General features: G+C 58.3%; 21 protein-coding genes and 1 tRNA gene. 14 read left to right on the top strand and 8 right to left on the bottom strand.

The genetic code is table 11. The features are described 5' to 3' along the window. Positions 1–92: 92 nt before the first annotated feature. The 3 genes from ORG26_RS00635 to ORG26_RS00625 are packed head-to-tail and all read left to right on the top strand — an operon-like array spanning position 93 to position 3096. Complete coding sequence (locus ORG26_RS00635; RefSeq protein ID WP_266366375.1) at positions 93–1115, top strand: PfkB family carbohydrate kinase; 1023 nt, start codon at positions 93–95, stop codon at positions 1113–1115. Beyond that, a complete protein-coding gene (locus ORG26_RS00630; protein WP_266366374.1) occupies positions 1112–1765 on the top strand; it encodes a beta/alpha barrel domain-containing protein in 654 nt (217 codons plus the stop codon). The genes ORG26_RS00635 and ORG26_RS00630 overlap by 4 nt, the downstream gene beginning before the upstream one ends. Beyond that, a complete protein-coding gene (locus ORG26_RS00625; RefSeq protein ID WP_266366373.1) occupies positions 1762–3096 on the top strand; it encodes an MFS transporter in 1335 nt (444 codons plus the stop codon). Before ORG26_RS00630 ends, ORG26_RS00625 begins: the two co-directional genes overlap by 4 nt. Positions 3097–3193: 97 nt before the next feature. On the opposite strand, the gene ORG26_RS00620 is transcribed toward ORG26_RS00625, so the two are convergent. Beyond that, on the bottom strand, positions 3194–4066 hold the full coding sequence (locus tag ORG26_RS00620) for an AraC family transcriptional regulator (RefSeq protein ID WP_266366372.1): 873 nt from the start codon (positions 4064–4066) through the stop codon (positions 3194–3196). 130 nt (positions 4067–4196) lie between these two features. On the opposite strand from ORG26_RS00620, the gene ORG26_RS00615 reads away from it, so the two are divergent. The 3 genes from ORG26_RS00615 (at position 4197) to ORG26_RS00605 (ending at position 10128) form a co-directional block, all read left to right on the top strand. Further along, entirely contained in the window at positions 4197–5057 is an 861-nt protein-coding gene (locus ORG26_RS00615; protein WP_266366371.1) for a sugar phosphate isomerase/epimerase family protein, read from the top strand. A gap of 86 nt (positions 5058–5143) precedes the next feature. Continuing rightward, positions 5144–6286 (top strand): Gfo/Idh/MocA family protein, encoded by a 1143-nt coding sequence (locus ORG26_RS00610; RefSeq protein ID WP_266366370.1) that lies wholly within the window; start codon positions 5144–5146, stop codon positions 6284–6286. An 83-nt stretch (positions 6287–6369) separates the two neighbouring features. Then, positions 6370–10128 (top strand): PVC-type heme-binding CxxCH protein, encoded by a 3759-nt coding sequence (locus ORG26_RS00605; RefSeq protein WP_266366369.1) that lies wholly within the window; start codon positions 6370–6372, stop codon positions 10126–10128. 88 nt (positions 10129–10216) lie between these two features. On the opposite strand, the gene ORG26_RS00600 is transcribed toward ORG26_RS00605, so the two are convergent. From ORG26_RS00600 to ORG26_RS00590, 3 genes are read right to left on the bottom strand one after another with little or no spacing between them, the layout of a single operon-like run. Continuing rightward, positions 10217–10510 carry a TIGR03643 family protein gene (locus tag ORG26_RS00600; RefSeq protein ID WP_266366368.1) on the bottom strand — a complete coding sequence of 98 codons (294 nt, stop codon included), beginning with the start codon at positions 10508–10510 and terminating at the stop codon, positions 10217–10219. 47 nt (positions 10511–10557) lie between these two features. Further along, a complete protein-coding gene (locus ORG26_RS00595) occupies positions 10558–11232 on the bottom strand; it encodes a response regulator (RefSeq protein ID WP_266366367.1) in 675 nt (224 codons plus the stop codon). A 54-nt stretch (positions 11233–11286) separates the two neighbouring features. Continuing rightward, entirely contained in the window at positions 11287–13281 is a 1995-nt protein-coding gene (locus ORG26_RS00590; RefSeq protein ID WP_266366365.1) for a 7TM-DISM domain-containing protein, read from the bottom strand. Between the two features lie 119 nt (positions 13282–13400). Here ORG26_RS00590 and ORG26_RS00585 point away from each other — a divergent pair, with 119 nt between their 5' ends. The 3 genes from ORG26_RS00585 to ORG26_RS00575 are packed head-to-tail and all read left to right on the top strand — an operon-like array spanning position 13401 to position 15435. Then, a complete protein-coding gene (locus tag ORG26_RS00585; protein ID WP_266366363.1) occupies positions 13401–13871 on the top strand; it encodes a DUF3592 domain-containing protein in 471 nt (156 codons plus the stop codon). Positions 13872–13891: 20 nt separating this feature from the next. Then, positions 13892–14665 carry a hypothetical protein gene (locus ORG26_RS00580; protein ID WP_266366361.1) on the top strand — a complete coding sequence of 258 codons (774 nt, stop codon included), beginning with the start codon at positions 13892–13894 and terminating at the stop codon, positions 14663–14665. A gap of 41 nt (positions 14666–14706) precedes the next feature. Next, entirely contained in the window at positions 14707–15435 is a 729-nt protein-coding gene (locus ORG26_RS00575; RefSeq protein ID WP_266366359.1) for a hypothetical protein, read from the top strand. A 55-nt stretch (positions 15436–15490) separates the two neighbouring features. Here the strand turns inward: ORG26_RS00575 and ORG26_RS00570 are convergent, their stop codons facing one another. The 3 genes from ORG26_RS00570 to ORG26_RS00560 all read right to left on the bottom strand — a co-directional run bounded on the left by ORG26_RS00570 (position 15491) and on the right by ORG26_RS00560 (position 20874). After that, positions 15491–18799 carry a HEAT repeat domain-containing protein gene (locus tag ORG26_RS00570; protein WP_266366357.1) on the bottom strand — a complete coding sequence of 1103 codons (3309 nt, stop codon included), beginning with the start codon at positions 18797–18799 and terminating at the stop codon, positions 15491–15493. A gap of 94 nt (positions 18800–18893) precedes the next feature. After that, positions 18894–20543, bottom strand: coding sequence for an MIP/aquaporin family protein (locus ORG26_RS00565; RefSeq protein WP_266366355.1), 1650 nt, complete (start codon positions 20541–20543; stop codon positions 18894–18896). A 100-nt stretch (positions 20544–20643) separates the two neighbouring features. Further along, positions 20644–20874 (bottom strand): hypothetical protein, encoded by a 231-nt coding sequence (locus tag ORG26_RS00560; RefSeq protein ID WP_266366353.1) that lies wholly within the window; start codon positions 20872–20874, stop codon positions 20644–20646. Between the two features lie 129 nt (positions 20875–21003). Here ORG26_RS00560 and ORG26_RS00555 point away from each other — a divergent pair, with 129 nt between their 5' ends. Further along, complete coding sequence (locus tag ORG26_RS00555; RefSeq protein WP_266366351.1) at positions 21004–21426, top strand: OsmC family protein; 423 nt, start codon at positions 21004–21006, stop codon at positions 21424–21426. Between the two features lie 91 nt (positions 21427–21517). Next, a tRNA-Ser gene (locus ORG26_RS00550) sits at positions 21518–21608 on the top strand. A gap of 220 nt (positions 21609–21828) precedes the next feature. Here the strand turns inward: ORG26_RS00550 and ORG26_RS00545 are convergent. Further along, positions 21829–22317: a hypothetical protein gene (locus ORG26_RS00545; protein WP_266366349.1), complete on the bottom strand. Its 489-nt coding sequence runs from the start codon at positions 22315–22317 to the stop codon at positions 21829–21831. Between the two features lie 221 nt (positions 22318–22538). Here ORG26_RS00545 and ORG26_RS00540 point away from each other — a divergent pair, with 221 nt between their 5' ends. From ORG26_RS00540 to ORG26_RS00530, 3 genes are read left to right on the top strand one after another with little or no spacing between them, the layout of a single operon-like run. Next, positions 22539–23123: an RNA polymerase sigma-70 factor gene (locus ORG26_RS00540; RefSeq protein WP_266366347.1), complete on the top strand. Its 585-nt coding sequence runs from the start codon at positions 22539–22541 to the stop codon at positions 23121–23123. Between the two features lie 46 nt (positions 23124–23169). Then, complete coding sequence (locus tag ORG26_RS00535) at positions 23170–24237, top strand: FecR family protein (protein ID WP_266366345.1); 1068 nt, start codon at positions 23170–23172, stop codon at positions 24235–24237. Positions 24238–24288: 51 nt separating this feature from the next. After that, positions 24289–26241, top strand: coding sequence for an STN and carboxypeptidase regulatory-like domain-containing protein (locus tag ORG26_RS00530; protein WP_266366343.1), 1953 nt, complete (start codon positions 24289–24291; stop codon positions 26239–26241). Positions 26242–26277 lie beyond the last annotated feature (36 nt).

Raw genomic sequence — 26277 nt, 5'->3', positions numbered from 1 at the left:
AATAGAATGCCGATGACGCTGATCAGCCGAATTGACATGGAGTCTTCCATGTCGTTTGCCTGATTAGCGTCATCGGCGTTCCCAACGAAACCATGCAAAAAGTACTCTCTTTCGGCGAACTGCTGCTCCGTTTTTCCCCCGAACTGGGCGGAGGCTGGATTCGGCAGAACGCCATGCCCGTTTTTATCGGCGGGGCCGAACTGAACGTGGCGACCGCGCTGTCCAACTGGGGCGTCCCGGTCCGCTACAGCACGGTATTGCCGTCGAATGCGCTGGCCGACGAAGTCATCGAATTCATTGAGCAGAAAGGCATTGAAGCCAGCGGCGTCTACCGTTTCGGGAGCCGCATCGGCAGTTATTACCTTCCCCAGGGGACGGATTTGAAGGCGGCCGGAGTCATCTACGACCGGGCGTTTTCGGCTTTTTCGGAACTGGAACCGGGCAAAGTCGACTGGAGCCAGGCCCTCGACGGCGTTTCGTGGCTGCACCTGAGCGCCATCAGTCCGGCCCTGAATGAGGCCGTAGCCGATGCCTGCCTCGAACTGGTGAAAGCCGCCTCCGAACGGGGCATTTTCATTTCGCTCGACCTGAATTACCGGGCCAAGCTCTGGCAGTACGGCAAAAAACCGGTGGAGGTCATGCCCGCGCTGGCCGAGTACTGCGATCTAGTGATGGGCAATATCTGGGCGGCCCACACGCTGCTGGGTATTCCGCTCAACGACCGGCTCATTGCCGCCGACCAGCCCGCCGAATACATCGCCCACGCCGCCGAAACGGCCGCCGCTATTCGGGCGCGTTTCCCGCGCTGCAAAGTGGTTGCCAATACCTTCCGGTTCGACTACGCGAATACGGGAATTCGTTACTACGCCACCCTGCATACCACCGACCAGAACTGCGTTTCGCCGGAGTTTCTGACGGAAACCGTCGTCGACAAAGTGGGCAGCGGAGACTGTTTCATGGCCGGGCTGATTTACGGATTATTTAATGGCCGGACGCCTCAGGAAGTAGTAGATTATGCTGCTGCGGCCGCTTTCGGTAAATTACAGGAGTATGGTGACGCCACGGCCCAAACCGAAGCCGATGTGACCGAACGCCTCTTAGCCCTAAGTAAATGACCAACGATTTGTATTCTCTTGTCAGACAGGCACCCATTGTGCCCGTTTTTTACCATGCTGACGCTGCCTATGCAGCCCAGATCGTGCAGGCCTGTTACGATGGCGGCCTGCGCGTTTTCGAGTTTACCAACCGCGGAGCCGCCGCCCTTTCTGTTTTTTCGGAACTGGCCGCTTACGTCTCCCGGCACTGTCCCGACATGGCCCTCGGTATCGGTACCATTCTAACTCCGGAAGACGCCGCCGCTTTTATTGACGCGGGCGCCGATTTTGTCGTCCAGCCCGTTACGAGTCCGGCCGTCGGCGAGCTTTGCCGCTCCCGCAACATTCCCTGGATTCCGGCAGGAACGACCCTGAACGAAATCTACAACGCCACCCAGCTCGGCGCGGACGTGGTGAAAGTCTTCCCCGGCAACGTCGTGGGACCAGGATTCATCAAGGCGATCAAGGCGCCCATGCCGCACCTGCAGCTGATGGTGACCGGCGGGGTGGAGCCTACGTCCGAAAGTCTGAATGCCTGGTTCTCGGCGGGGGTTACGGCGGTTGGGATCGGCTCCCAGCTGTTTGCCGGAGACCTGACCCCTGAGGCGCTGCGCGACCGTATCGCCAATCTTTTGACCATCCTTAAACCCTTTACTCCTGTAGCCGTATGAACAAGGCAATCGGCCGGTACCGGTGGACCATCTGCGGTCTGGTATTCTTCGCCACCACCACCAATTACCTCGATCGGCAAGTCATCAGTCTGCTGAAATCGACGCTGTCGGAAGACCTGAACTGGAACGACGCGGATTATACCAACATCGAGATCGCCTTCAAGCTTTTTTACGCTTTCGGAATGCTGATTGCCGGTAGTGTGATCGACCGGCTGGGGACAAAAACAGGCTACGCCGTTTCGACGACCCTGTGGAGTCTGGCCGCCATCGCCCACGCGTTTGTCAACAACGTATTTGGCTTTATCGTCGTCCGGTCGGCCCTGGGCCTGACCGAAGCCGGGAACTTTCCTTCGGCCATCAAAACGGTCGCCGAGTGGTTTCCCCGCAAGGAACGGGCGCTGGCCACGGGGATTTTTAACTCGGGTACCAACTTTGGGGCCATCGTCGCCCCGCTTTCGGTGCCGTTCATTGCGGCCACGATGGGCTGGCAGTGGGCGTTTATCATTACCGGGGTAATCGGCTTCGTCTGGCTGGCGCTCTGGCTCATTTTTTATGAAGTACCGACCAAAACCGCCCGCCTGACGCCGGAGGAACTGGCCTACATCAACTCCGACATGGAGAACAAGGAGGAAGCCGCCGCCGAGGAAGGAGGCAATGTGTCGTGGTCCCGGCTGCTGTCGTTCAAACAAACCTGGGCGTTTGCCATCGGGAAACTGCTGACCGACCCGATCTGGTGGTTCTATCTCTTCTGGCTGCCCGACTTCCTGCAAAGCCAGTACGGCCTGTCTTCGACAGAAATCGCCCTACCCGTGGCGCTGGTGTACACCCTTTCAACGGTCGGAAGCGTGGGCGGCGGCTGGCTGCCGATGTATTTCGTGAACCGGAACTGGCCGGCCTTCAAAGCCCGGAAAACCTCGATGCTGATTTTTGCTTTTCTGGTCATCCCCATCATCGCGGCGCAGGTACTGGGCAGCGTGAACATGTGGCTGGCGGTGGGCGTCATCGGTCTGGCCGCGGCAGCGCACCAGGCCTGGAGCGCCAACATCTTCACGACCGTATCCGACATGTTCCCTAAACGGGCCACGGCCTCGGTAACGGGCATTGGCGGTATGTTCGGAGCCCTCGGCGGGATTCTGCTGTCGATGCTCGTGCAGAAAAACATGTTCGTGTATTACCGCTCAATTGGTCAGATCGAAACGGCCTATTACATCATGTTCTTCGTCTGCGGCGCCGCTTACCTGGCGGCCTGGCTGATCATGCACCTGCTGGTACCGCGCTTCCAGCCCGTCAAACTCGACGATGCCCAACCCAGCCCGGTGGAGACGGTGTAGGAATGATTGAATGTTGAATGATTGAATGACTGAATAGCTCCGCAGGTCAGGAACTTGCGGAGCTATTCAGTCATTCAACATTCAACATTCAATCATTTCAAACATCCCGGTATCGCCGTTTGTATTCCGAAGGCGTTTGTCCGGTGATTTCGCGAAATTGGCGGTTGAAATTGGACAGGGTCCGGAAGCCGCATTCGTAACTGATCTGGGTGATGTTGAGGTTGTCTTCCTGCAGCAACCGGCAGGCCTGTCCCACCCGGACTTCTCCCACAAACTCCGAAAACGTTTTGTTGGCGCGGGCTTTGAAGTACCGGCAAAACGCGGAAGGACTCATCCCGACGAGCGCCGCCACTTCCTCCAGGTGAATCGTCGAGGTGTACCGGGCCAGCACGTAATCGTGTACCGCCTGCATCCGGTTTGTTTCCGACGGTTTATGCGTGTTGGTGTAGCCCTGGCTGCTGATGAACCGGTAGTCCGACGAAAGCGAAAGCCGGTGCAGCAGCGAAAGAAGCGCCAGCACCCGTTCAAAGGTGGGCGGTAGCGAGAGCAGCTTCTTCAGTTCGCCCGTCGCCCAGTCCCGCGTCCGGCCCAGCCATTCCATGCCGCGGCGCGAATGCTCCAGCAACTGCCGAAGGGCGCTCATTTCCGGCTTCTGGAGGAACACGTTTCCCAGAAAATCGTCGGTAAAATACAGCACAATTCCCTCCGTAAACAGGTGGCTGTGAGGCTCGAAATAAGGCGGGTCGCTGCGCCACAGGTGCGGAATGTCGGGCCCCAGCAGCACCAGTTCCCCCTCCGAAAAAGGACGAATGGAGTCTCCAATGAAGCGCGTGCCGGTTCCGCGCACGACCAGAAACAACTGGAAGTGCGGGTGAAAGTGCCAGTTCGGGTCGAAATGCGGCTCGGTGAGCTTGCGGATGATGAAAGAACCGGAAAACGTCTCCAGTTCCTTGCGTAATGCCTGCTTCATGGGTTAAAATTGACACAAAAAAGGCTGTGCTCTACAATAAGTTGTCAATATTTAGTCAATCTTCGCTAAAATAAGCCGAGAACCCCTTTATCTTTACCTATATATTTGTTTGACATTTTTAGGAAAATATATGAATAAGCTGGGGGTAAACCTGTTTTTGTGGACAACAACGATGGACGAAGAGCTGTCGGAGACGTTCGCTTTTCTAAAAAATACGGGCTATGACTTTGTGGAGGTGCCCGTGATGGACACCGACCTGGCAAAGTGGCAGCGGATCGGGAAGCAACTCGATGCGGTCGGACTCGACCGGGTCGCCTGTGTGATCTGCGGACCGGAGTTCAGCCTCATCAGTGCGGAGGCGAGTGTCCGGCAGGCGGCCGTCGAGCGGCTGAAGCGGATCATCGACAGCGCCAAGGCCCTCGGCGCGTCCATGCTCACCGGCCCTTTTCATTCGGGCTTCAAAACGTTTACGGGCAAACCGGCAACTGAACAGGAGTGGAACTGCTCGGTGGAAGGCATGCGGCAGGTGGCCGACTATGCGGCCCGGCAGGGCATCGTGCTGGGGCTGGAGTACCTCAACCGGTTTGAAAACTACTTCCTCACCAGCGCCGATGAACTGATCCGGTACGTGGAGGCCGTTGACCATCCGGCCTGCCGCCTGATGTACGACACCTTCCACGCGCACATCGAGGAAAAAAACCAGCCCGAAGCCATTCGCCGCTGCGCCCCGTATCTGGTCCATGTGCAGATTTCGGAAAACGACCGCTCGACCCCCGGTTCCGGGCAGGTGGACTTCACGGCCATTTTCAACGCCCTCCAGGAAATCAATTACCAGGGCCCTATCTGCGTGGAAGCCTTTGGCCTGACCCCGCCCGATCTGGCCGCCGCCGCCCACATCGTCCGCCGGATGTTCGAGTCGCCGGAGCAGCTGGTGGGGGATGCCTATGAACTCTTTTCCATGCACGCCAAAAAATTTTCATTGAGTGAATGAGCGATTGGGCGATTGTGTGGTCGGATTCAGATCACTTAGTCGCTCATTCACTCAATCACTCATCCACTCAATATTATAATAAACCCATGAAAACCATCAACATTGCCATCGTCGGCCTCGGCTTCGGGGCGGAATTCATCCCCATCTATCAGCGTCACCCGAACGCCAACATGTACGCCATCTGCCAGCGTAATGAGGAAAGCCTGAACAAGATCGGAGATCTGTTTGGCATTGAAAAGCGGTACAGTAACTACGATGAACTGCTGGCCGACCCGAACATCGACGCGGTACACATCAACTCACCCATTCCCAACCATGCCGAGCAGAGCCTGAAGGCGCTGCGGGCCGGAAAACACGTAGCCTGCACCGTTCCGATGGCCACAACGGTCGAGGAATGCGCCGAGATCGTCCGGACCGTTCAGGAAACCGGGAAGAAATACATGATGATGGAAACGGTGGTCTACAGCCGGGAGTTTCTCTTCGTCAAGGAGTTATACGAAAACGGCGAGCTGGGCAAGGTCCAGTTCCTGAAAGCCTCTCACCAGCAGGACATGGACGGCTGGCCGGACTACTGGCCGGGGCTGCCGCCGATGCACTACGCCACGCACTGCGTAGGACCCGTCGCCGGGCTGCTGCGCCTCGAAGCCGAGTACGTGTCGTGCTTTGGCTCCGGCACCATCCGGCCCGACCTGGCGGCCATCCACAACTCGCCCTTTGCGGTTGAATCGGCCCACATCAAATTCCGGGACAGCGATCTGTCGGCCCACGTCTACCGCTCGCTGTTCGACGTCGCCCGCCAGTACCGCGAAAGCTTTGAAGTGTACGGCGATAAAAAGTCCTTCGAATGGCAGCTGATGGAGCACGACCGGCCGGTGATCCATACCGCCAAGAAGCCCGAACCGGAAATTCCGGAGCAGGTGACCGTCCCGGACTACGCCCGGCTGCTGCCCGAACCGATTCAGCGGTTCACGACCAAAGGCGTTTACGACGCCGACGAAAGCCAGCACCTGTCGTTTACGCAGGGCGGAGGACATGGCGGCTCACACCCGCACATGGTGCATGAGTTCCTGTCGGCGCTGGTGAACGACCGCGACCCGTTCCCGAATGCCGCACAGTCCGCCAACTGGACCAGCGTCGGCATTCTGGCGCATGAGTCGGCGATGCAGGGCGGCAAACTGATCAAAATTCCGGATTTCAAAAATGTACTTAGCCCCGATTACGCGGGGTAACGAGGGGCTGTTTCCCGCGGACGAACGGTAGGTCCGCCGCGGCGGGAGACACCACCCCATGCCATTCAATTCTAAAAAAACTGATGAAAAATTTACTCTTAACCCTGCTCTCTCTGCTTCTGTTGGTTGCCTGCGCTCGTCAGGCGGCACAGCAGTCAGAACAGAACCGCGAAAGGCCCCGCCGAACCGAGATCCTGTTTCTCGGTGACCGGGGCCACCACCGGCCCGCCGAACGCGTCCCGTCCCTGATGGCGGCGCTTGGCAACCGGGGTATCAATTTGACGTACACCGACAATCTGGCCGATCTGAACCCCGAGACCCTGTCCAAATACGACGGGCTGCTGATCTACGCCAACTGGGATAGCCTGCCGCCCGCGCAGGAAAAGGCGCTGCTGGATTACGTCGCCTCGGGCAAAGGTCTCATTCCGGTACACTGTGCCTCTTTCTGTTTCCGGAATTCGGAGGAATACGTGAAAATGGTCGGCGGACAGTTCTGGCGGCACCGCATGGATACCATCCAGCCGGTCTTCAAACAGACGGATCATCCGGTCATGATGGGCGTGCAGAAGTTCAAGGTGTACGACGAAACGTACCTGCACAGCAAACTTCAGCCCGACAACAACGTCCTGACCGAACGCGAAATCCGGGCCGACCAGGCTAAAGACAAGCCCGGTCAGTCGGTGGAACCCTACACCTGGACGCGTTCCTACGGCAAAGGCCGCGTTTTCTACACGGCTTACGGGCATGACGAGCGGACCTGGGACAATCCCGGTTTCCAGAAATTGCTCGAAAATGGCATTCTGTGGGCGGTCGGCGACCAGGTGAAAGCCCTGCACGACGGGCTGAACCCGCAGCCGTTTGCCTTCCGCGAAGCGAACCTGCCGAACTACGAAAAGCGCCCGGGACCGCAGCAGCAACAGCTGGCCCTGTCGCCCGAAGAGTCCATGAAGCACATCCAGGTGCCGGTCGATTTCAACCTTGACCTGTACGCCAGCGAACCGAACGTGATGCACCCCATCGCCATGACCTGGGACGAGCGCGGACGGCTTTATGTGCTGATTACCAGAGATTACCCTAACGAACGCAAGGAAACCGGCGGCAGCGACTACATCCTGCTTTGCGAAGACACCAACAAAGACGGTAAGGCCGACAAGTTTACCCGCTGGGCGGAGGGCCTGAGCATCCCGACCGGCATGGTGGCTTACAACGGCGGACTGATCGTCTCGCAGGCGCCGCACATGCTGTACCTCCGTGATGCGAACGGGGACGATAAGGCGGACGAGCGGAAAGTGCTCTTCACCGGCTTCGGTACGTACGACACCCATGCCGGGCCGAGCAATCTGCATTACGGCTTCGACAACTGGATCTGGGGCAGCGTGGGCTATTCCGGCTTCCGGGGCAAAGTGGGTGCCGACTCGGTGAAGTTCGGACAGGGTTTCTTCCGGTTCCGGCCCGACGGCTCGCAGCTTGAGTTTGTGACGGCGACTTCGAACAACACCTGGGGTTTTGCTTTTAACGAAACCGGCGACGTTTTCGGCTCCACGGCCAACAACTCCCACGGCTGGTACATGGCGATTCCGAACCGGAACTTCCTGTCGGCGACCGGCCGGCCCGATGCGGCGGTGGACAACGGCAGCCGGAGCACCGACTCCCACAAGGACATGAAGCCCATCACGGGCAAGGTGCGGCAGGTAGACGTGTTCGGCGGCTTCACGGCGGCGGCGGGCCACAATTTCTACACGGCGCGGGCTTTCCCCAAACCGTACTGGAACCGCGTGGCTTTCGTCTGCGAACCGACGGGCCATATCGTGCACCAGAACGTGATGGAAAAACGGGGCACAAACTACGAAGATACCGAACTGGTGCCGGGCTCAGGGTTCAACCTGCTGGCGGGCGCCGACGAATGGGTGTCGCCCGTATTTGCCGAAGTGGGACCCGACGGGGCCGTCTGGGTCGCCGACTGGTACAGCTTCATCATCCAGCATAACCCGACGCCGAAAGGGGCCAAAAACGGCTCCGGCAACGCCTACGAAACGGATTTGCGGGATTTTACCCACGGCCGGATTTACCGGGTTTCGTACAAAAAAGCCCCGGCTTACCAGCCACTGAGCCTGAGCAAGGACCGCCCGCAGGAACTCGTGGCGGCCCTGAAAAACAACAATATGTTCTGGCGGCAAACGGCCCAGCGCCTGCTGGTCGAGCGGGGTCAGAAAGACGTGGTGCCGCAACTTGTGGAACTGGTCAAAGACAAATCCGTCGATGAAATCGGCATCAATCCGGCGGCGATCCACGCCCTCTGGACCCTGCAGGGTCTGGGCGTCGAACTAAGCCCGGAAGTGGTGACCGCCGGTCTGACGCACCCCTGCGCCGGTGTCCGGAAGACTACCGTTCAGGTGATGCCGCGCACGGCCGCATCCGTCGAGCCCCTGTTGTCGCAGAAAATGCTGGAAGACAAGGAGCCGGTGGTGGTGCTCAACAGCCTGCTGGCCCTAACCGAAATGCCGCTGACTCCGGCTTCCGAAAAGGCCCTGCTGGCCCGTTTCGAGAACGCCAAGGAAGTAGACGACCGCTGGATGCCCGACGCCTTCGCTGTGGTGCTGAACAGCCACGGCGGTAAACTGCGGCGCTCTTATCTGGCTCAGGTAGCGCAGAAAGGCTCGTCGGAGCAGATGGCCGGCACCAACGGCCACCACGACCATGCGGCCATGTCGGCGGGAACCAACAGCAAAGCGACCGAGGCGACCGCTTCTTTCAGCGGTGACAAACCGGACCTGGCCATCACAGGTATCCGGATGGAACCGGCCAAACCGGCGTTGCGCGAAAACGTCCGGCTGGTCGTGGACATCCAGAACCGGGGCGGGGCAGCCCTACCCGCGGGAACCGTGGTGCCGATGAACATGCGGATTCAGGGCGAAGGCCGTCTGGTGAACCTGACGAGTGTGCAGTTTACCAAAGGACTCGCTTCGGGCGAAAAAGGCTCCATCGAGCAGGGCAACAACGGCCCCTGGGTCGGCCCACTGTCCTTCGGCTCTGACCAGCCCGGCACGTTCACCATTTCGGCGGTTCTGGACCGCGAAAACGGCATTGCCGAGTCCAACGAAAACAACAATTCGTTTACGACGAAACTGGTCTACGAGATGCCGAAGAACCTGACGGCCTATGCGCTGGAGCGGGCCATCCGTTCGTACGTAGCCGTTCAGCCGGTAGACTCCGCCGTGGCGATGCTCCGGCTGGCCGGGAAGCTTGCTCCGGAATACGGCAAAGCCCTGACCAAAGGCGTGCTCGACGGCTGGAATCCGCGCCGGAGGGCTACCGTTGCCGAGGCCGACAAGGCGTTCGTCGCCAGCCTGACCCAGTCGCTGCCGGACGACAGCCGCGAACGGATGAGCCGTCTGCTGCCCGCCTGGGGCGTTCAGTCGCTGGAAAAGGAAGACCCGAACGTGCAGGTGATTCGCATCAAAGCGGTCCGGGAGGCGATGCAGTTCGACAAGAAGGAGTTTTCGGTAACGGCCGGGAAGCCGGTGGAAATCATCCTCGAAAACCCGGATGCCATGCAGCATAACCTCGTGATCGGGCAGCCGGGTACGACAAACGTCATCGGGGCGGCGGCCGACAAGATGATCACGGCGAAAGACGGAGCCGAGAAGAATTATGTTCCGGCCATTCCGCAGGTGGTAGCGGCTTCCCCGCTGGTCAACCCCGACCAGACGTACCGCCTGAAGTTTATAGCCCCGGCCAAACCCGGCGATTACCCCTTCGTTTGTACCTTTCCCGGCCACTGGCGGCTGATGAACGGCGTAATGAAGGTCGTTGCCGAAACGAAAGGAACGGCGGCGAGGTAAGGAACGCTGATAACGCAGATGGGGCAGATTTACGCAGAGAAAATTTGTGTAAATCTGCCCCATCTGCGTTATCAGCGTTCTCTTGTTTTCACCGCTTGGCGACCCGGTTGTGCGACACGGCCCGCTGCCGACTGGACCTAAAGCGGGCATCATCGACGGCCGAAAGCGTCCGGTGTTTCGTGGCCCGGCCCTGCACCCGCTCCCGCCAGCGTCGCCACGAAGCCGGTTTCAGCTCCCGACGCATCAGGGCGATTACTTCCGCCTCCGTCAACCCAAACTGGGCTTCAATGGCGTCGAACGGCGTGCGGTCTTCCCAGGCCATTTCGATGATGCGGTCAACGTCGGAGTCGGTCAGTTTGCGTTCGGATTGTTTCGAGTTCATACGTCCGCAACCACCCGATGAACGGAGAAGTTTTTGAAAACCCGTGTTCAACCAAAAAAACGGTTTCGTTCGGCCAGCCGGATGGCTTCCAGGCGGCTGTGGACGTGTAGTTTCTGGTAGCAATTCTCGATATGTTTCCGAACGGTAGCGGGGCTGATAAACAGCCGGTCGCCAATCTGCGCTGGACTGAGACCCTCTACCAGCAGTTCCAGAATTTCCTCTTCCCGATTGGTGAGGTCGTAGGCTTTCAGCGGCAGGCAGGTTTCCAGCCTTCGGGGACCCGGCCCGTCCTCAATCCTCTGGCGGCGGAGGAGTTCCAGCGTTTTCAGAGCAATTCCCGGCGACATCGGGGCACCGCCATCGAGCACCTCTTCAATCGCCTGCACAAGCCGGTACGGGCGCTCATCCTTCAGCAAATACCCCGACGCTCCGGCTTTGATGGCCTCAAACAGTTTGTCATCCCGGTCAAATACGGTGAGCATAATAACCTTGCAGCCCGGTAGCTCGGTCCGGACAGCTGCCGTGGCGGCAATTCCGTCCATAATTGGCATTTCGATGTCCATCAGAATCACCTGCGGCCGATGCTGCCGCGCGAGGCTCACCGCCGACGCACCGTCTGTGGCCGTAAACAGAAGTTCTACTTCCGAAAACGCCCGCAGGTTTGTACCAATGGAGCGAAGCAGCGAGGAATTGTCATCAACTAGGGCAATCGGAATGGCCATGATGGGGCAAAAAACAGGGTGAAAAGCAAAGTTGAAACTTGTTTTGTCCGAAACCTATACGGTGGTTGCCGTATTCTGGGCAGCTTTGGTTTCAGGAACAGGAATCGTTACGCGCACTTGGCTGCCTTGCCCGGGTATCGATTGAATGGTAGCCTGGCCGCCTAGCTCCCGGGCGCGGTGTTCCATGTTCAGCAGGCCGTAATGGGGCCGACCGGCGGGGAGATTATCCGGAACAAAGCCGCATCCATTATCCACCACATCAAGTGTCAATTGGCCGGTTTCCGGATGCAGCTGACAGGTAACCACAATCCGGCCGGCCCGGGCGTGTTTTAAGGCATTATGAGTCGCCTCCTGCAAAATGCGAAACAGGTTGAGCGCCTGAATCGCTGAAAGGGGAGTCCGGAAAGGGCCATCAACCCGGAGTGTCAGTTCGCAGCCTTCGGCCACATCGCGTAACCGGTTCAGATACTGCTGAAACTTAATTTTCAATTCGGACAGCGGCACGGTTTCCTGATGGATGGCCCAGATCGTATCGCGCAGGCTCTGGATAGCGTCACGGGCGTAGTCGCTGACGGGCGTGACCCGCTTTTCGAGTTTGGGATCGGTCGAGTCGTGTACCAGGTGATCCAGCGAAGTGGCGATCAACGATAGTTGGGAGCCTACATGGTCGTGGAGGTCGCGGGCGATGCGTTCCTTTTCCTGTTTGAGGCGGAGTTGTGCCTCCAGGGCCTCGAGCGCCTGTTGCTGCAACTGAAGTTGTGCCTGAGCGGCCCGCTGCTGCTGCCGGTAGGTTTCTTCGGTCAGCCGCTGTCGGTCGTCGGCAAGGCGTTTGTACCGAAACCCCAGTCCGATGCTGAGAATGACCAGTTCGGTAACCAGCGAGAGGGCGGTGCCTTCCGAGCGGAGCAACAGGTGGTCCGGGACAAGTGCGTAGTTGCGCAGAATGCCCAGAACGCTGTGCAGGAAGAGCGGGGCCACACTGAGCAGGTAGGTTCGGGCAGGGTCGGACCAGAAAGGTGGGCGGGGGCGTTGGCCGGGGTCAAAGGCAGTCCAGAGCACCAGGCCGTAGGCCGAAACCACCGAAACGAGGTAGCAGAAGCTGAACATGGGCGCGGCCCAGGTCAGGTGCCGGAGATAAACGTCTTCGAACCAGCGGCCCGTCAGCAGTAGCCCCAAGTCGTAAAGAGCGGCCCCCAAAGCAAACCAGAAGACCCGCCGGACGCTCGCCCGGTTCCAGACGGGCAGTAGCACATACTGTCGGATAAACAGGAGTGTGGCCACCACCGTGACGTAATTGCAGGCGTGCCGCAGGTTGCGGGCCGAAAGCAGGCCATAATCGGTCCAGTCCAGCCATTCCAGCCAAAGACCTTCGCGGGCCGTCAGAAAAAGCAGCGTAGTCAGGCCGTAGAACCCATACAGCGCATAAACCCGTTCGCGGAGGATCAGCCAAAGGCCACCACTGAGGCACACAATCCAGCCAAACATGCCGATAATCCAGCCCCAGAACACCTGCTCACGGTGATCGTGAACCCAGAAGTCGTGCAGTGTCCAGAGCCGAATCGGAACGATTAGCGGCTGACCGAGTGCCAGCGCCCGCACGTAGACCGTTCGGGTTTCGTGCGGTTCGAGGTCCATGCGCTGGAGCGGGTTTCGGTGAAAAAATGGCCGGTGGAGGGGCAGCACCGACCAGCCAAGAGAGGTAGCCTGACCGGACGAAGTGCCGAAGAACCGCAGGGAATCAATGAACGGATTGTCGATTTCCAGCATCAGGGAAACGCGGTGCGAGGTCGGATTGGCGACCACAAAACGCAGCCAGTACGGAAAACGGCTGCTGCCCAACTGCACAATCGGGGTCCGGACCGGCCGAAACCGCCCAGAAGTCTGCCGGACATCTGCCAGACTTAGCCGATGCGAAGAATCCGGCAGGAAATAGACCCGTCCCTGCGCCTCAAACTGGCCGTTGCCCGGCAGCGAACGGGCGGGGCCGGAACGCCCGGCGGCGGACAGAACCGCTGCCAGCAGGAACAACGGAATAAGAAAAAAAGGCATGGCTACAAAACGGATTGACAATTCTAGGGACAAATGATGGGATTTTCAATGAACAGCCGCAGAAGCGAGCCGAAAACCGGCAGGAAAGGTGACACGTACGAAAATACGACAACCGCCGTATGGCGCACCTGCCCGCAAAAGAAGAGCTTTGTCAGAACAAAAGACCAACTATTCTCTATCACGAACGCATGGGCATTACCTTACTCACGCTCGGTCTACTGCTGCTGGCGCTGGGCTATTACCTCCACCGCCGGGGGCAGCATTGGATGGCCACCGCCCAAACAGCCACCGGCCAGATTATGGAACTTCAGGAAAAAGAATCAACCGATAGTGAAGGCGATATCACCGTACTGCACTACCCGGTAGTCCGGTTTCAGTATGGAAACCAATGGGTTGAATTCCGAAACGCCCTCAACGTCAATCCTGCCCGGTTTCCGGTTGGCACTACGACCACCGTCTGGTACAATCCGCAACGCCCGGAAGATGCCCGTGTCGATGCCAGGAGCGGGAACCTCGTCGGGCCGCTGACGTGCGCCGTAATGGGCTTGCTGCTGATTGGTTTGAGCACCATCGACCTGTTTTCGTTATGAGCCTGTATCGACAAAAACTTATGACCTGGCTGCTGCTTGGCCTGTTGGGCAGAATCGGGTCAGTGAGTGCTCAATCCCTGACCATTGCACAACTCGAAGCCGAATGGGACCGCTATGCCAGCAAGGATGCGTTTTACACCAAATACAAGGGCCAGACGCTTGAGGTGACGGGACACCTGGACATTATCAGTACCGACCGGGATTACTCAACGAATCAGGAGTTCAAACTGCTGGAACTGGTGGTGAACGAAAAGTCCGTGCTGAACCGGAAGATTACGCTCGATGTACGCTTCCCGACCAACAGTGTGGACGCGGCAGCCCTGGATCGACTAGCCAAAGGACAGCCCCTGACGGTCCGGGGTACGGTGAATTCCTTCGTCCTGAGTGGATCGCTGCGCATGCGGATGAACGGTAGCCAGTACCGCCTGTCCGGAGCCCCGGCACCCGAACCAATGCCTCAGACCAAAGCTGCCCCGGCCGATCCGCCCCTTGGTACCTACAGCGTGTACCAGTCTGACGGCCGGCGTTTCAAATTTCAGTATGAATTCAGGCTACTGGACCGCAATCGCTACCAGCTATACGACAAAGTGGGAACGTACCGCTACAATCCGGCCACCAAAGTGCTGCGCTTTATTACCGGCAGCCTCACCGCTTTCACCGGGCTGTATTATACCAAAGGCCGGAACAACGACGAGGGCAAACCAGCCATCGCCCTGAGCTGGGATGGCCAGGTTCCGGATCTCGCCAATGCGTTTGGGGCCGATCTGCAGTATGCCTACTTCAACATTCCCTGACTACCTGCGTGTCCGTTTTTTTATCCCAACTAGATCGCCTTATGAAAAAAGTTCTGTTATCGTGTATGCTGCTGGTCGGCGGCTTGCTGCCGGGGTTCTGCCAGACCAAGGAAGGAACAATTCAGTTAAGTTACTACGTGGCCTTTGGGCGACACCCGAATGCGGCTGAGTTGAGCTACTGGATGAGTCAGCCCGACCAGAATCTGGTCCAGCGGGTCGAAGGACACCGAAACTTTCTACGGCAGTCGGCGGAGGAAGCCTATCAGGCCATTGCTCGTTCGTACATCAGCGCCTACGGCGTCGGCACTTCTGACGACCAGATAAGGAACCATCTGAAAGACCGCCCGACGTTTAGCGAGATGATGGATCGCCACGTTTCGTACATGCGGGGCCGCGACCGGAGCGGGCTGGTGACCAACGCATTCCAGAAGGTATATGGCCGGGCGGCGTCAGCGGCCGAAATTCAGTACTGGCAGGGTGTGGGGGATATTACGTACGACCAACTGGTGGCCCGGCTGGAAACAAACAGACGCCTGGGACGGGGCACGCGGGAGAATAACGTCCTTTCGAATCAGAATCTGGGTCCGGTGACGACCTCGTTGCTGAGTCCGGGATTGGCCAGTCAGCTTCGTTCGGTGACGGGCGGCAACGTGATCGCATCCGGAAGCGGCAACGTAATTGCGTCCGGGAGTGGCAATGTGATTGCTTCCGGAAGCGGGAACGTGATCGCATCCGGAAGCGGCAACCTCCAGCCCGTGAAGATGAATTAACGATTCCGGTTCATAAACGTAAAAAGGGACGCCCCGAGAGGCGTCCCTTTTTTTATTACTGCTTCTCTTTTTCCTCTTTCAACGTAGCCAGGAAGCTGACCACATCGCGGATTTCCCGCTTCGACAGCAGATACTTCATGTCGGGCATACTCGACGGCTGGCCCTGCTCCCCGAAGCCCGGCGCAATGCGGGCGCTCGGATTGATGACCGCTTCGAGCAGCTGCTCCCGCGACAGTCGGCTGGCTACTCCGTTGAGGCGCGGTCCGGCGTTGCCGCCCAGATCGTCGTACGAGTGGCAGCGGATACACTGCGCCGTTTGATGGCGGAAGAAGATGCGCCGTCCGACCGCGACATCCCCGCCGGAAAGCGCGCCTTTGTACGAAGCCAGCGCCGCGTCCGGCGACAGTTTGCCCATGATGGTCTTGTAACGGGCTTTCAACTGCGGCGATTTGCTGTTTTCTACGGCTTCTTCCAGTTCCAGACCGATTTCGGTCGGCAGCGTTCCGGCCGAAAGCTTGCCCAGCAGGTCGTCCAGCACTTTCTGCGTATTGGCGACCGGCAGTTTGCCCAGCGTCACCAGCGCCGCCTGCTTTTCCTCGGTCGTGCGGGTGTTGATCACGTTTGTCAGCAGAGTCACCATGGCGGGTTTCGGCATGCTGGTCTTGCTGATGAGGTCCAGTCCGGCAACGCGCACGCTTTTTTCGTTATCCGAAAGCGCCTGTTCGATTGCTTTCCCAATCTGGGGATTGTTCAGCGCGACCAGCGTCCGTAGCGCCTCGGCCCGGATGGTCGGGTCCTGGTCGGCTTTCAGGCGGTCGAACAGCGGTCCAGACGCCTGAGTAAGTCCCAGTTTCTGAATCGCTCTTACGGCGCTCATCCGCAGGGGCTGTTCGCTGGCGGTGAGCAACTGGGTGTACATCGCGGCGGATTTTGTCCGGACGGCCACCGGGTCACGGGTAACGACGCCCCGGTACCGGCCATCTACGCGGTCCATGACCGAGGGTGAGGACCAGGTGCTCAGAGCATCCATCGCCTCGGCCCGCATCAGGACCGGAGCACCTTCTTTGGCGGCGTAATCGATCAGGTTCTGCATGGCCTGCGGCGTTCCGACGCGCAGGTTGGCGTTGATGGCCCGGCGAATCAGCGGTTCATTCTGGAATGAAGTGCTCGTCAGCAGATTCCCCAGGGCGGGCAGCGCCGCCGGAATCGAGAGGTCGTCGTTGATGCCCCGGGCGGCTTCCGTCACCACAAATTCGTCCTTGTCGTTCAGGAATGCAGCTATGCCCGGGTTGTTCATCCGGCGCAGGGCCACCACCGCGGCGATGCGCAGGGCTTTCGACGGGCTTTTGGCGAGTGCCAATACGGGTTCCGCTTTTCCGATCCGGGCCAGCGCCAGGCTTCCGGCATGACGCAGATACACGTCCTCGTCGTTGGCCGCTTCCAGCATGGCAATAATGGGCTGAACGGCCGGTTCATAGGCAATGCGGCCGAGGGCCTCGGCGGCGAAGAAACGGGCACGGGGCGTACTGTCTTTCAAAAGCGGCATCAGCGCGGCTCCGGCTTCTTTGTGCCTGATGTCGCCGAGCCATTTGGCGGCCTGGGCCCGGATTTCCGCATCGCTGTCGGTCAGCAGGGGCAGCAGGGCCTGCGCATATTTCTGGTCCTGACGGGCCAGCTGGCTCAGTCCCCAGATTCCGTGAACGCGGGCCAGCTGGTGGTCGGTCTGCTTGATGGCGGCGGTGAAAATCGCCGAGCCTTTGGCACCCCGTTTGGCGAGCTCAAACTGGGCTTTCTGGCGGACGCGCATATCGGCATTCCGCAGGTGGTTGCCCAGTTCGGCCTCGGCCAGCTTGGTGAAGTCCGCCGCCAGCAGTTGCTGGGTCAGCCGGCGCTCGGCCGAGTTGGCCCCGTCCTTATCGTCGAGTTTCCAGACGCGGCCGTAGTTTTTGGCATCCCAGCCGTTGATCCAGTCGGCCACGTACATGCTGCCGTCCGGGCCCCAGTCGGTGCCCGTCGCCAGAACGCCGCCCATGATCCGCTTGGTTTCGCCCAGTTCAAAACCGGCCCCTTTGGGCTTGAGCTTGAAAGCATGGATACCGGACCGGGCCGGGCTGCCGACGAATTCGCCGACGAAGAACGTGTTCTTGTATTTCGGACTCAGGGCCGTTCCCGGATTGTAGAGGAAGCCCGTGGGACCGCTGACAAAGTTGGCCAGCGTCGGCGTGATGTAGGCCGCCTGTCCTTCAAAACGGGGTTTGTACATGCCCTCGTCCATCCAGACCTTGTACGTGTTGTTTTTCGGGTCGCGGTATTTGCCGTACTGCCAGTTGCTGCGCCAGCCCGTGTCCGAGCCGTTGACGATGTACACCAGGCGTTCGCGTTCGCCGGGGTGGTCGCCGTCGTTATCTTCGCTGATCAGGTTGCCGTATTCGTCAAAAACAAATTCGTGCGTGTTCCGGACGCCGTAGGCAAACACTTCGAAATCAGACCCGTCGGGGTTGGAGCGGACAATCACGCCGCTGTTGGGGTGTTCCCACTTTTTCCCGTCCGGCCCTTTTCCGTTGAAGCCGATGTCGCCGATCTGCCAGTACACCTTGCCGTCCGGACCCATTTTGATGCTGGACATGCCGTGGCCGCCAAAGCCGATGTGAACGCCGTATCCGTGCGAAATGGAGGTTTTCTGATCCGGAATTCCGTCGCCGTTCTTGTCCTGCATCCGCCACAGATCCGGTCCGACGGCCACGTACAGATCGTTGCCGTTGGCCAGCACGCCGCCGGCCACGTCGGTGACTTCGTCGTTAAAATCTTCGACCACCAGCCGGGAAACGTCCGCTACGCCGTCGTTGTTGCTGTCTTCGACCCGGTACACCTGCTCTTTCTCAACGGTCATGTCCCGCCAGTCGTGCGAGCCGTCGCCGTTGAGGTCGGCCAGCCATTCATTTTTCTTGCTGTTCTGCGGCGAGAGAACCCGGCGGAGGAATGCCCGTTTTTCTTCGATGGTCTGAAGCCGCTGGGATTCGATCTCCCAATCCTGGTGGCCGCGAATATCGAATTCCGAGTTTTTCTGACGGTTGGTTCGGGTGTAGTACAGTCGGCCCAGATCGTCCACGTTAATGGCAATCGGGTCGGCAACCAGTGAATCCACGCCCCACAGTTTGAGGGTCAGCCCCTCGGCCAGTTCCGGCTTGACGGTAGCTTCTATGGTTTTGGCCAGGCGGGCGGCCTCTTCGGGGACCAGCCGTTTCAGCCGTTTGCCGATAGGGTCATCTTTAAACCCGACCAGCCCGATAACCGGCCCCGCAGCCAGGGCCGCGAGCAGGAGAAATTTTTGGGAAGTGGAAGAACGGAAAAGCGGTTTTTTCATGCCTTTGTCAGTCATTATCGCAATTGTTGCGAATACCTTTACAAAGACAAAAATCGGCAAAAAATACCTTAAATCAGGCTCATTAAACCGGTTTTCAGGAAGATTTCTGCCACCGGACGGCCGGGTGCGCCGCCAGGATGCCCGGTTTGACAAGGTCTTTCCGTAAGTACAGCCGCGTGTCGTCCACCAGACCCACGTAGGCGTAGTGTTTTCGGATGTAAGCGCCCAGTTCGGGCATGATGACCTCGTGGCCAAACTGCTTCCGGTCGTTGAACCACATGCTGTTGGGGCCGGTGACGTCAATGAACAAAACCGGTTTGGACCGGCTCATGTCCCTCATCAGCCGCCGCCGGTAGGAGTGAAGCACATTCGGACTGCCGAAAATGCAGCGGATGGTGTTGCCGTCGTTGACGCCCTGGCGGCACTGCGTTTCGACGTAATATTTGGGCATCCAGCCCCAGATCACGATAGGCTGGCCCGGCGAAGCGAACGTCAGAATGGCTTTCGAAACGGGCTTTTGCTGGATCAGATGCTGGGCGGCGCCAAAGTTGTTTTTGGGATAACGCATGCCAACGGCGGTGGCGGCAACGGCCAGTGAACTCACCATCAGCAGCAGGCAGAAAGCCGCCGAGGGAGCGGTCTGCGGACGCCGGAAAACGGGCAGCAGCAGGGTCAGGGGAAAAATCATCAGCAAAAGGTAGTGCTGGTACTCGGTTCCCGGCCGGATAATCGAATAGGCGCTCACCAGCAGCAGGCTTGCCATTAGGGCAACTGCCTGCCAGTGAATTTTCTCCTTTTTCCGGATCACCTGAAGCAGTCCCACCAGCACGATGGCCAGAATCGACAGGAGGTAGGCCGCGTATTCCGGCTGCCGGAGCAAAAAGGCGGGAAACCGGGCCAGGGACTGGAGAAACGTGGTGTGAGCGGCGTACTGCGAGTTGGCTATCAGGTAGAAAAACAGCATTTCCTTCAGCAGCCCAGTGCCGATGAGAAGTCCAAACGCCAGCGCCGGAAAGGCTAGTCCGCCCGCCACCAGGGCGCTCACATGGCGGCCGCGCCGGGGCTGAAACAGGGCGAATAAAAAGCCGACCGCCGCCGTGAGCAGCGCCACCGGAACCGCCTGAAGCTTGGCAAACGGCACCATGCCGGTCAGCAGGCCAACGCCGGCCAGCAAACGTGCCGAGGGTTGGCGGTAGAACCGGGTGAGCAGCAGCCAGGCCGCCGCCAGCAGCCCCAGCGACAGATGCTCGCTGGAATAATGGATGAAATCGAAGTGCTGCGTCGAGGCCAGCAGGGCCAGGGCGGGCAGCAGCGCAAACCGGGCGGTACGGTTGTCGTATACGTTTCGAACGGCCAGAAAAACCATCAGCCAGGCCCCTCCGGCGAGCAGCACCCCGGTCAGGTGGGCCGTCAGGTAATCGATGGGCAAACCGAACCAGCCCGGCCAGACCAGCGCATAGGTGTTCAGCGGACCGGAGGTCGCCTCGTCGGTCGAACGCCAGTACACCGGGTCGTGCAGCAGCGAAATGGCGCCGGCAATGATCTGGCTCTCGTCCGGATTCAGTTCGGCGTTATACAGAATCACCGGCAGCCGCATAAAAAACAGCAGTCCGAGCGCAAGCGTCAGGTAGACCAGGGTATGAACCCGCTTCGACCACGCAGCCCAGCCGACGCAGAGCAGCCAGACGCCCCCGATGGTAAAAAAAACAACCGGATTCAGAATAAAAAATAAGAAGTGAATCATCTTGCTACCATAAGAGTCACATAGAACCATTCCCGGCAGACGCACCACGCCCGCTTGTCCTTCCACAAAGAACGGCACAAAAGGCCGGCCTAGTGTGATGTCAGTCAATTTCCCAGGTGTCGAAAAAAGGAAGCACCGTCGGCGGAATAAAGTAAAGCTCGCCGTCCACGGCAACGAACTCTTTCTGAATCAACGTCTTGAGTTGCGGCAGAATTTCCCGATCGGGGTAATAGCACTGGGCGGCAAGTTGGGCAAAAGTGGCTTTATGGTCCGGCTGGGCGTAAAGTTTCCGGAGTACGTAACTTTCGATTTGCGAGAAGCTGACCGACATAAAACAGGCAGGTAATTTCGTTCCCTAAATTAACGCAGGCGAGTGGCGTTCAGAATGGTGCTTTGTTATATATTTCACCGATTTTTATCATTGACTTCACCTATTCACGCACTAAAAAATCATCTTACCATGCAGATCAAACGCAGCGCCTCGGCCCATTGGGAAGGCTCCGGCAAAGACGGAAAAGGAACGCTTTCGTCGGCCAGCACGGTGCTGAACGAAACCCAGTATTCTTTTAACACCCGCTTTGCCGACGGCGTCGGCACGAACCCGGAGGAACTGGTCGCGGCCGCGCATGCAGGCTGTTTTTCCATGAAACTGGCCTTCAACATCCAGGGGGCAGGCTTCACGGCGGATTCGCTGGATACCCAGTGTGTCGTCACGCTCGATACCGAGAGCGGAAGCATCAGCGGCTCTTACCTGACCGTGCGGGCGGTGGTCCCGGGCCTCGAAAAAGCGCAGTTTGATGAGCTGGTGGCCGATGCCGAGAAAAACTGCCCCATTTCGAAGCTGTTCAATACCAAAATCACGGTAGACGCCACCCTGGCGTAGATTTGTGCGGGAGGAAAACGGGTTTTCCTCTCGTTCAATTGGCAACAAAACTTGGTTTCTGCAATTCAATCCCTATATTTGCAGTCCAAACAGAGAGGTGTCCGAGTGGTTGAAGGAGCACGCCTGGAAAGTGTGTATACGTCTAAAGCGTATCGAGGGTTCGAATCCCTTCCTCTCTGCCATTTACGTGCTGTTTTGACCGAAAACTAAAAGAGCCAGGAGTTTGAAGACCGCGACGAGCGGTTTTTTTTATGCCTTTTTTTCTCATTTCCGGCAAAAAATCAACGGATATTTATCCTTTTTGCAGAGGTACTTTGGGGCGGCTTTCGCGGGCAAACAGCAAAATTAAAGGCATAAAAAAACCACCTCGAAAGGTGGTTTGCGGGTTAAAATCCGGGTGAATTATTCGGCCGAATCCACGCTTGCCGAACGAGGTTTGCGACCGCGTTTTTTCGGTTCTCCCTCGCGCTTTTCGCGCTCAACCTGACCGGCCAGTTTCAGTTCAAGGCCGGAAACCCCGTTTCCAAAGGAGAAAGGAGTAACGGCAAAAGTAAACAGCGTTGTCGTGTAATCCAGATTCAGACTTTTCAGAATTCCGTGCAGGGGAACGGTGAAACTGCGGCCCGTTTTTACAAATTTAAACGTATCATCGCCTTGTGTGTCAGCCGGAACGAGGTACAAAGATTTTACTTTTCTTTTGCCTTCTTCCATACCAATCCGATAGTCCGTATTCTCATCAGTCATTCCGAGTTGTTCGGCAGTACTTAACGGGAAAACCAGGCGCCCGGTCAGCGAAATTGAACAGGTAAGCGGCTCTTCTTTTTTACTGACTTTCTGCGTTTTCTCCACATTCTCGTTCGGAGAGAAAAAGCGAAGTTTCCGTTCTTTCATAAAATTAAATTTAAAAACTGGTTATTGTTATTGAATGATTGATGCAAATCTATTGAAATAGAAATAAGAATTACAATCCTTTAAAATAAAATTGATTTCTCTCCGAAAAAAAGAGTATCCGCTCATAGGGGGAATGGACCGTTCACGTGTCATAGCGTAGAAAGTAGGGTTCAAACCAAAAAGAAGTGTAGATTTGCGCTCGTAAAAACCGATATTCTCCGGTGCAAATCTCAGAACAGGACGTACTAACCGCTATCCGGCAGGGCGACGAAAAAACGTTTGAACAGGTGTTCAGACAGTTTTACAATGCGCTTTGTCAATACGCCTATACGTACGTGAAAGACTGGGACGATGCCGAAGAAACGGTGCAGGCCGTGTTTTTAACGGTCTGGGAAAAGCGGGAAACGCTGGATATTCAGGTTTCGTTAAAATCGTACCTGTACCGGGCGGTACATAACCGATGTCTCAACCGCATCCGGCATGCGGCCGTACAGGCCGAATACCAGCAGCAGGCTTCGGTCGAGTTGCAGATGCAGTCGGCCGAAGCACCCAGCCAGACCCTGATTGCCGATGAATTGTCGGTGCACTTGCAGAACGCCATTCAGAAATTGCCGACCCAGTGCCGGATTATTTTTGAAATGAGTCGTTTTGAAGAGTTGAAATACGGAGAAATTGCGGAACGACTTGGTTTATCCATCAAAACGGTGGAAAATCAGATCGGAAAAGCATTGCGCATATTACGGACGGAACTGGCTGATTATTTGCCGCTTCTGTTGATTGAATTTAGCTTTTTAGGGTTAATGTAACCCGGATTATAATTAGTAAAAGCCTGACCGAAAGGTTTACCTTACTATGGCCGAACAGCCCGAAAACCGGATGAACGACGACCTGCTTGGAAAATTCCTGGCGGGCGAAACCGATTCGCAGGAATCGGCAGCGGTTCGTCGCGGGCTTTCGGAAAACGAAACCGATCGGGCCGAATACGAACGGTTCAGCCGGATCTGGGAGGCCGCCTCGTCGGTCAAATCCGCTCCCCAGCCGCCCGCACCGGTGGATACGGATGCCGCCTGGCTAAAGCTGAAAGGAAAAATGGCTGCGTTGCCCGAAGCCGCCCGCCCCGCCACGGAGGCGGCACCCGCCGAAACGGTGGTCCGGCCGATGCCGGCTTCCCGCCCCGCTCCCGGCTGGCGGACCTACTGGCGCGTAGCGGCGGCGGTCGTGCTGCTGCTGGGTATCGGGTGGACGGTCTGGCAACGGGCCCAGCCCGAAGGCCCGCCCCCGCAACTGGCCGTCAGCAGTCGGCAGGAAACCGTCGAACGGGTTCTGCCCGACGGCAGCCGCGTGGTGCTGAACCGCAACAGCCGTCTGAGCTATCCCACCATGTTTGCCGACAGCAGCCGCGAGGTGGTGCTGAGCGGTGAAGCCTTTTTCGACGTGAAACCGGACCCGGCCCGGCCTTTCCGGATTCGGGCCAAAGGAGCCACGGTTCAGGTGCTGGGAACGTCGTTCGGCGTCCGGGCCTACGATGAGAACGTCCGCGTGACGGTCAAAACCGGGAAAGTGCAGTTTGCCGTCCGCCAACAGCGCATCGTGCTGGCCAAAAACGAACAGGCCGCCTACGACGCCTCGAAGGACACCATCCGGAAAGCACCCCGCCTCGACCCCAATGCGCTGGCGTACCAGACGGGAAAAATTACCTTTGACAACGAACGGCTGGCCGACGTCATCCGGACGCTTTCCGAAACCTACCGCGTCGAAATTAGGCTGGGCAACCCGGCGCTGGCCGATTGCCGCCTGAATTCCAGTTTTGAGTACCGCGACAGTGCGGAGTATGTGCTGAACGTTACGGCCGAATCGCTCGGTCTGCGTCTGCGCCGTGATGGAGAAAGTTTCGTACTCGAAGGAGAATCTTGCCAGTAGACGTAGGGGACACGCCCGCAACGGGTGTCTTAGACCAAACGACTAATGAACATGAATACCTTCCGAAGCCTTCTGACGGGCCTTTTTCTTCTGCTTGCGGCGTCTCTGCAGGCGGCGCCCCCCCCACTGGACCGCATCATTTCCGTCTCCATTCAGAACGAACGCCTGGGGTCGGCCCTGAACATCATCAGCCGGGCCGGTAACTTCACTTTTTCCTATAATTCCGCGCTGATCAACGAAAATACCCTGGTGTCGGTCCGGGCCAGCAACGCCGCGGTCCGGTCGGTGCTCACGCAGCTTTTCCGGGGAACGGTGACCTACAAATCGCGCGGCAACCACGTCATTCTGCTGCGGGCGGACCTCCCGGGGGAAGAACCGAAAAGCTTTATTCTGGATGGCTACATTCTGGACCGCCAAACCGGCAGCCGCATCGCCCAGGCCAGTATCTACGAAAAAACCACGCTGGCCTCGACCGTCAGCAATCCGTACGGCTATTACCGCCTGAAAATTCCCGCCGAACAGGCTTCCGTCAAACTGGAGGTTCGCAAAAAATACTACTATGGTGAATCGGTCACGGTCAACGGGCGGCGTTCCCAGTCGGTGGACATCCGGCTGGCGGCCTCGCCGCTGAAGGAGGCGCCCTCCCGGACGATGACGGTCCGGATGGTGGCCGACACGGTTCGTCCGCTCGTGGCAACGCCGCCCGTCTCGGTGACGGTCGCGACCGATACGACCATGACCACCCGGGTGACGGACTGGGAGCGAACGAAGGAGGATTTGCGCCGGAGCAAGGAGGAGTTCATGGACTGGCTGCTGACTAAGAAACAGGCGATCCACGAGGCCAACCTGAGCGGCGATACGCTTTACCGGGATTTCCAGGTTTCGCTGGTGCCGTTTGTGGGAACCAACCACACGCTGAGCGGACGGGTCATCAATCGCTACTCCTTCAACATCCTGGCGGGGTATTCGCTGGGCGTCTCCGCGCTTGAACTGGGCGGCTTCCTGAACGTGGTGCAGGGCAATGTAACCGGACTGCAGCTTTCCGGCTTTTCCAACATCGTAGCCGGAAATACGAGCGGGGTGCAGGCGGCGGGCTTCGTGAATGTGAACCGGCTGAACAACTTCGGCGTGCAGGCGGCCGGTTTTGGCAACGCGGTCGGCGGGTCGGTTGAAGGTGTGCAGGCGGCGGGCTTTTTTAATTACGTCGCTCAGAATGCCAACCGGGGCATTCAGGCCGCCGGATTCATGAACGTGGTCGGACAGGACGCTCAGGCGTTGCAGGCGGCGGGCTTTATCAACGTCGTTAAAAATCGGGTGCAGGGGCTGCAGATCGCCGGATTCGGCAACGTGGTCGGGCAGGAAATGCGGGGCTGGCAGATTGCCGGATTCCTGAATGCGGTCGGGGGGCATCTCCACGGAAACCAGATCAGCGGTTTTCTGAACGTCGCGGGAACCGTGACCGGTGGACGGCAGATCGGCCTCATCAACGTCGCCAAAGACTCCGAAAAAGCCCCGATTGGCCTGCTTAGCTTCGTCCGCGACGGCTACCTGCGCCTCGAGGCCTCGACCGACGAAGTGAACGCCGGTAACCTGACGCTGAAAACCGGGCACCGTAAGTTTTACAACATCCTGACCATCGGGACCAATTTCAACCGGCCCGGCTACACCAATCTGAGCCTGGGTTACGGACTGGGCCGCGCCTTTGACTTTGGTCGGGGCTGGATGCTCAATACGGACCTGATCGGCCTGTACCATTTCCCCCGCGACCGCCGGTACGATGACGGCCACACGCACATCCGCCTGATTCCGGCTATCGAAAGACGGCTGGCCAAAGGAATTTATCTGGCCGCCGGACCTACCTTCAACGCTTTCTTCACCACCCGTTCTACGGACAAGCCGACCACCCGGATCGACGTTCCGCTGTTCGATACGCAGTTTACCTCCCGCAACAACCGCTGGGATGGCTGGATCGGGTTTCAGGGCGCGGTGCGGATTGGTCTGTAGGCCACCCGCCAGTCGCTTCGCCGCTCTCTGATGGGG

Source organism: Tellurirhabdus rosea, assembly GCF_026278345.1.
GTDB lineage: Bacteria > Bacteroidota > Bacteroidia > Cytophagales > Spirosomataceae > Tellurirhabdus > Tellurirhabdus rosea.
The sequence above is the reverse complement of the archived record's forward strand: the minus strand, read 5'-3'. Positions and strand labels throughout refer to the sequence as shown.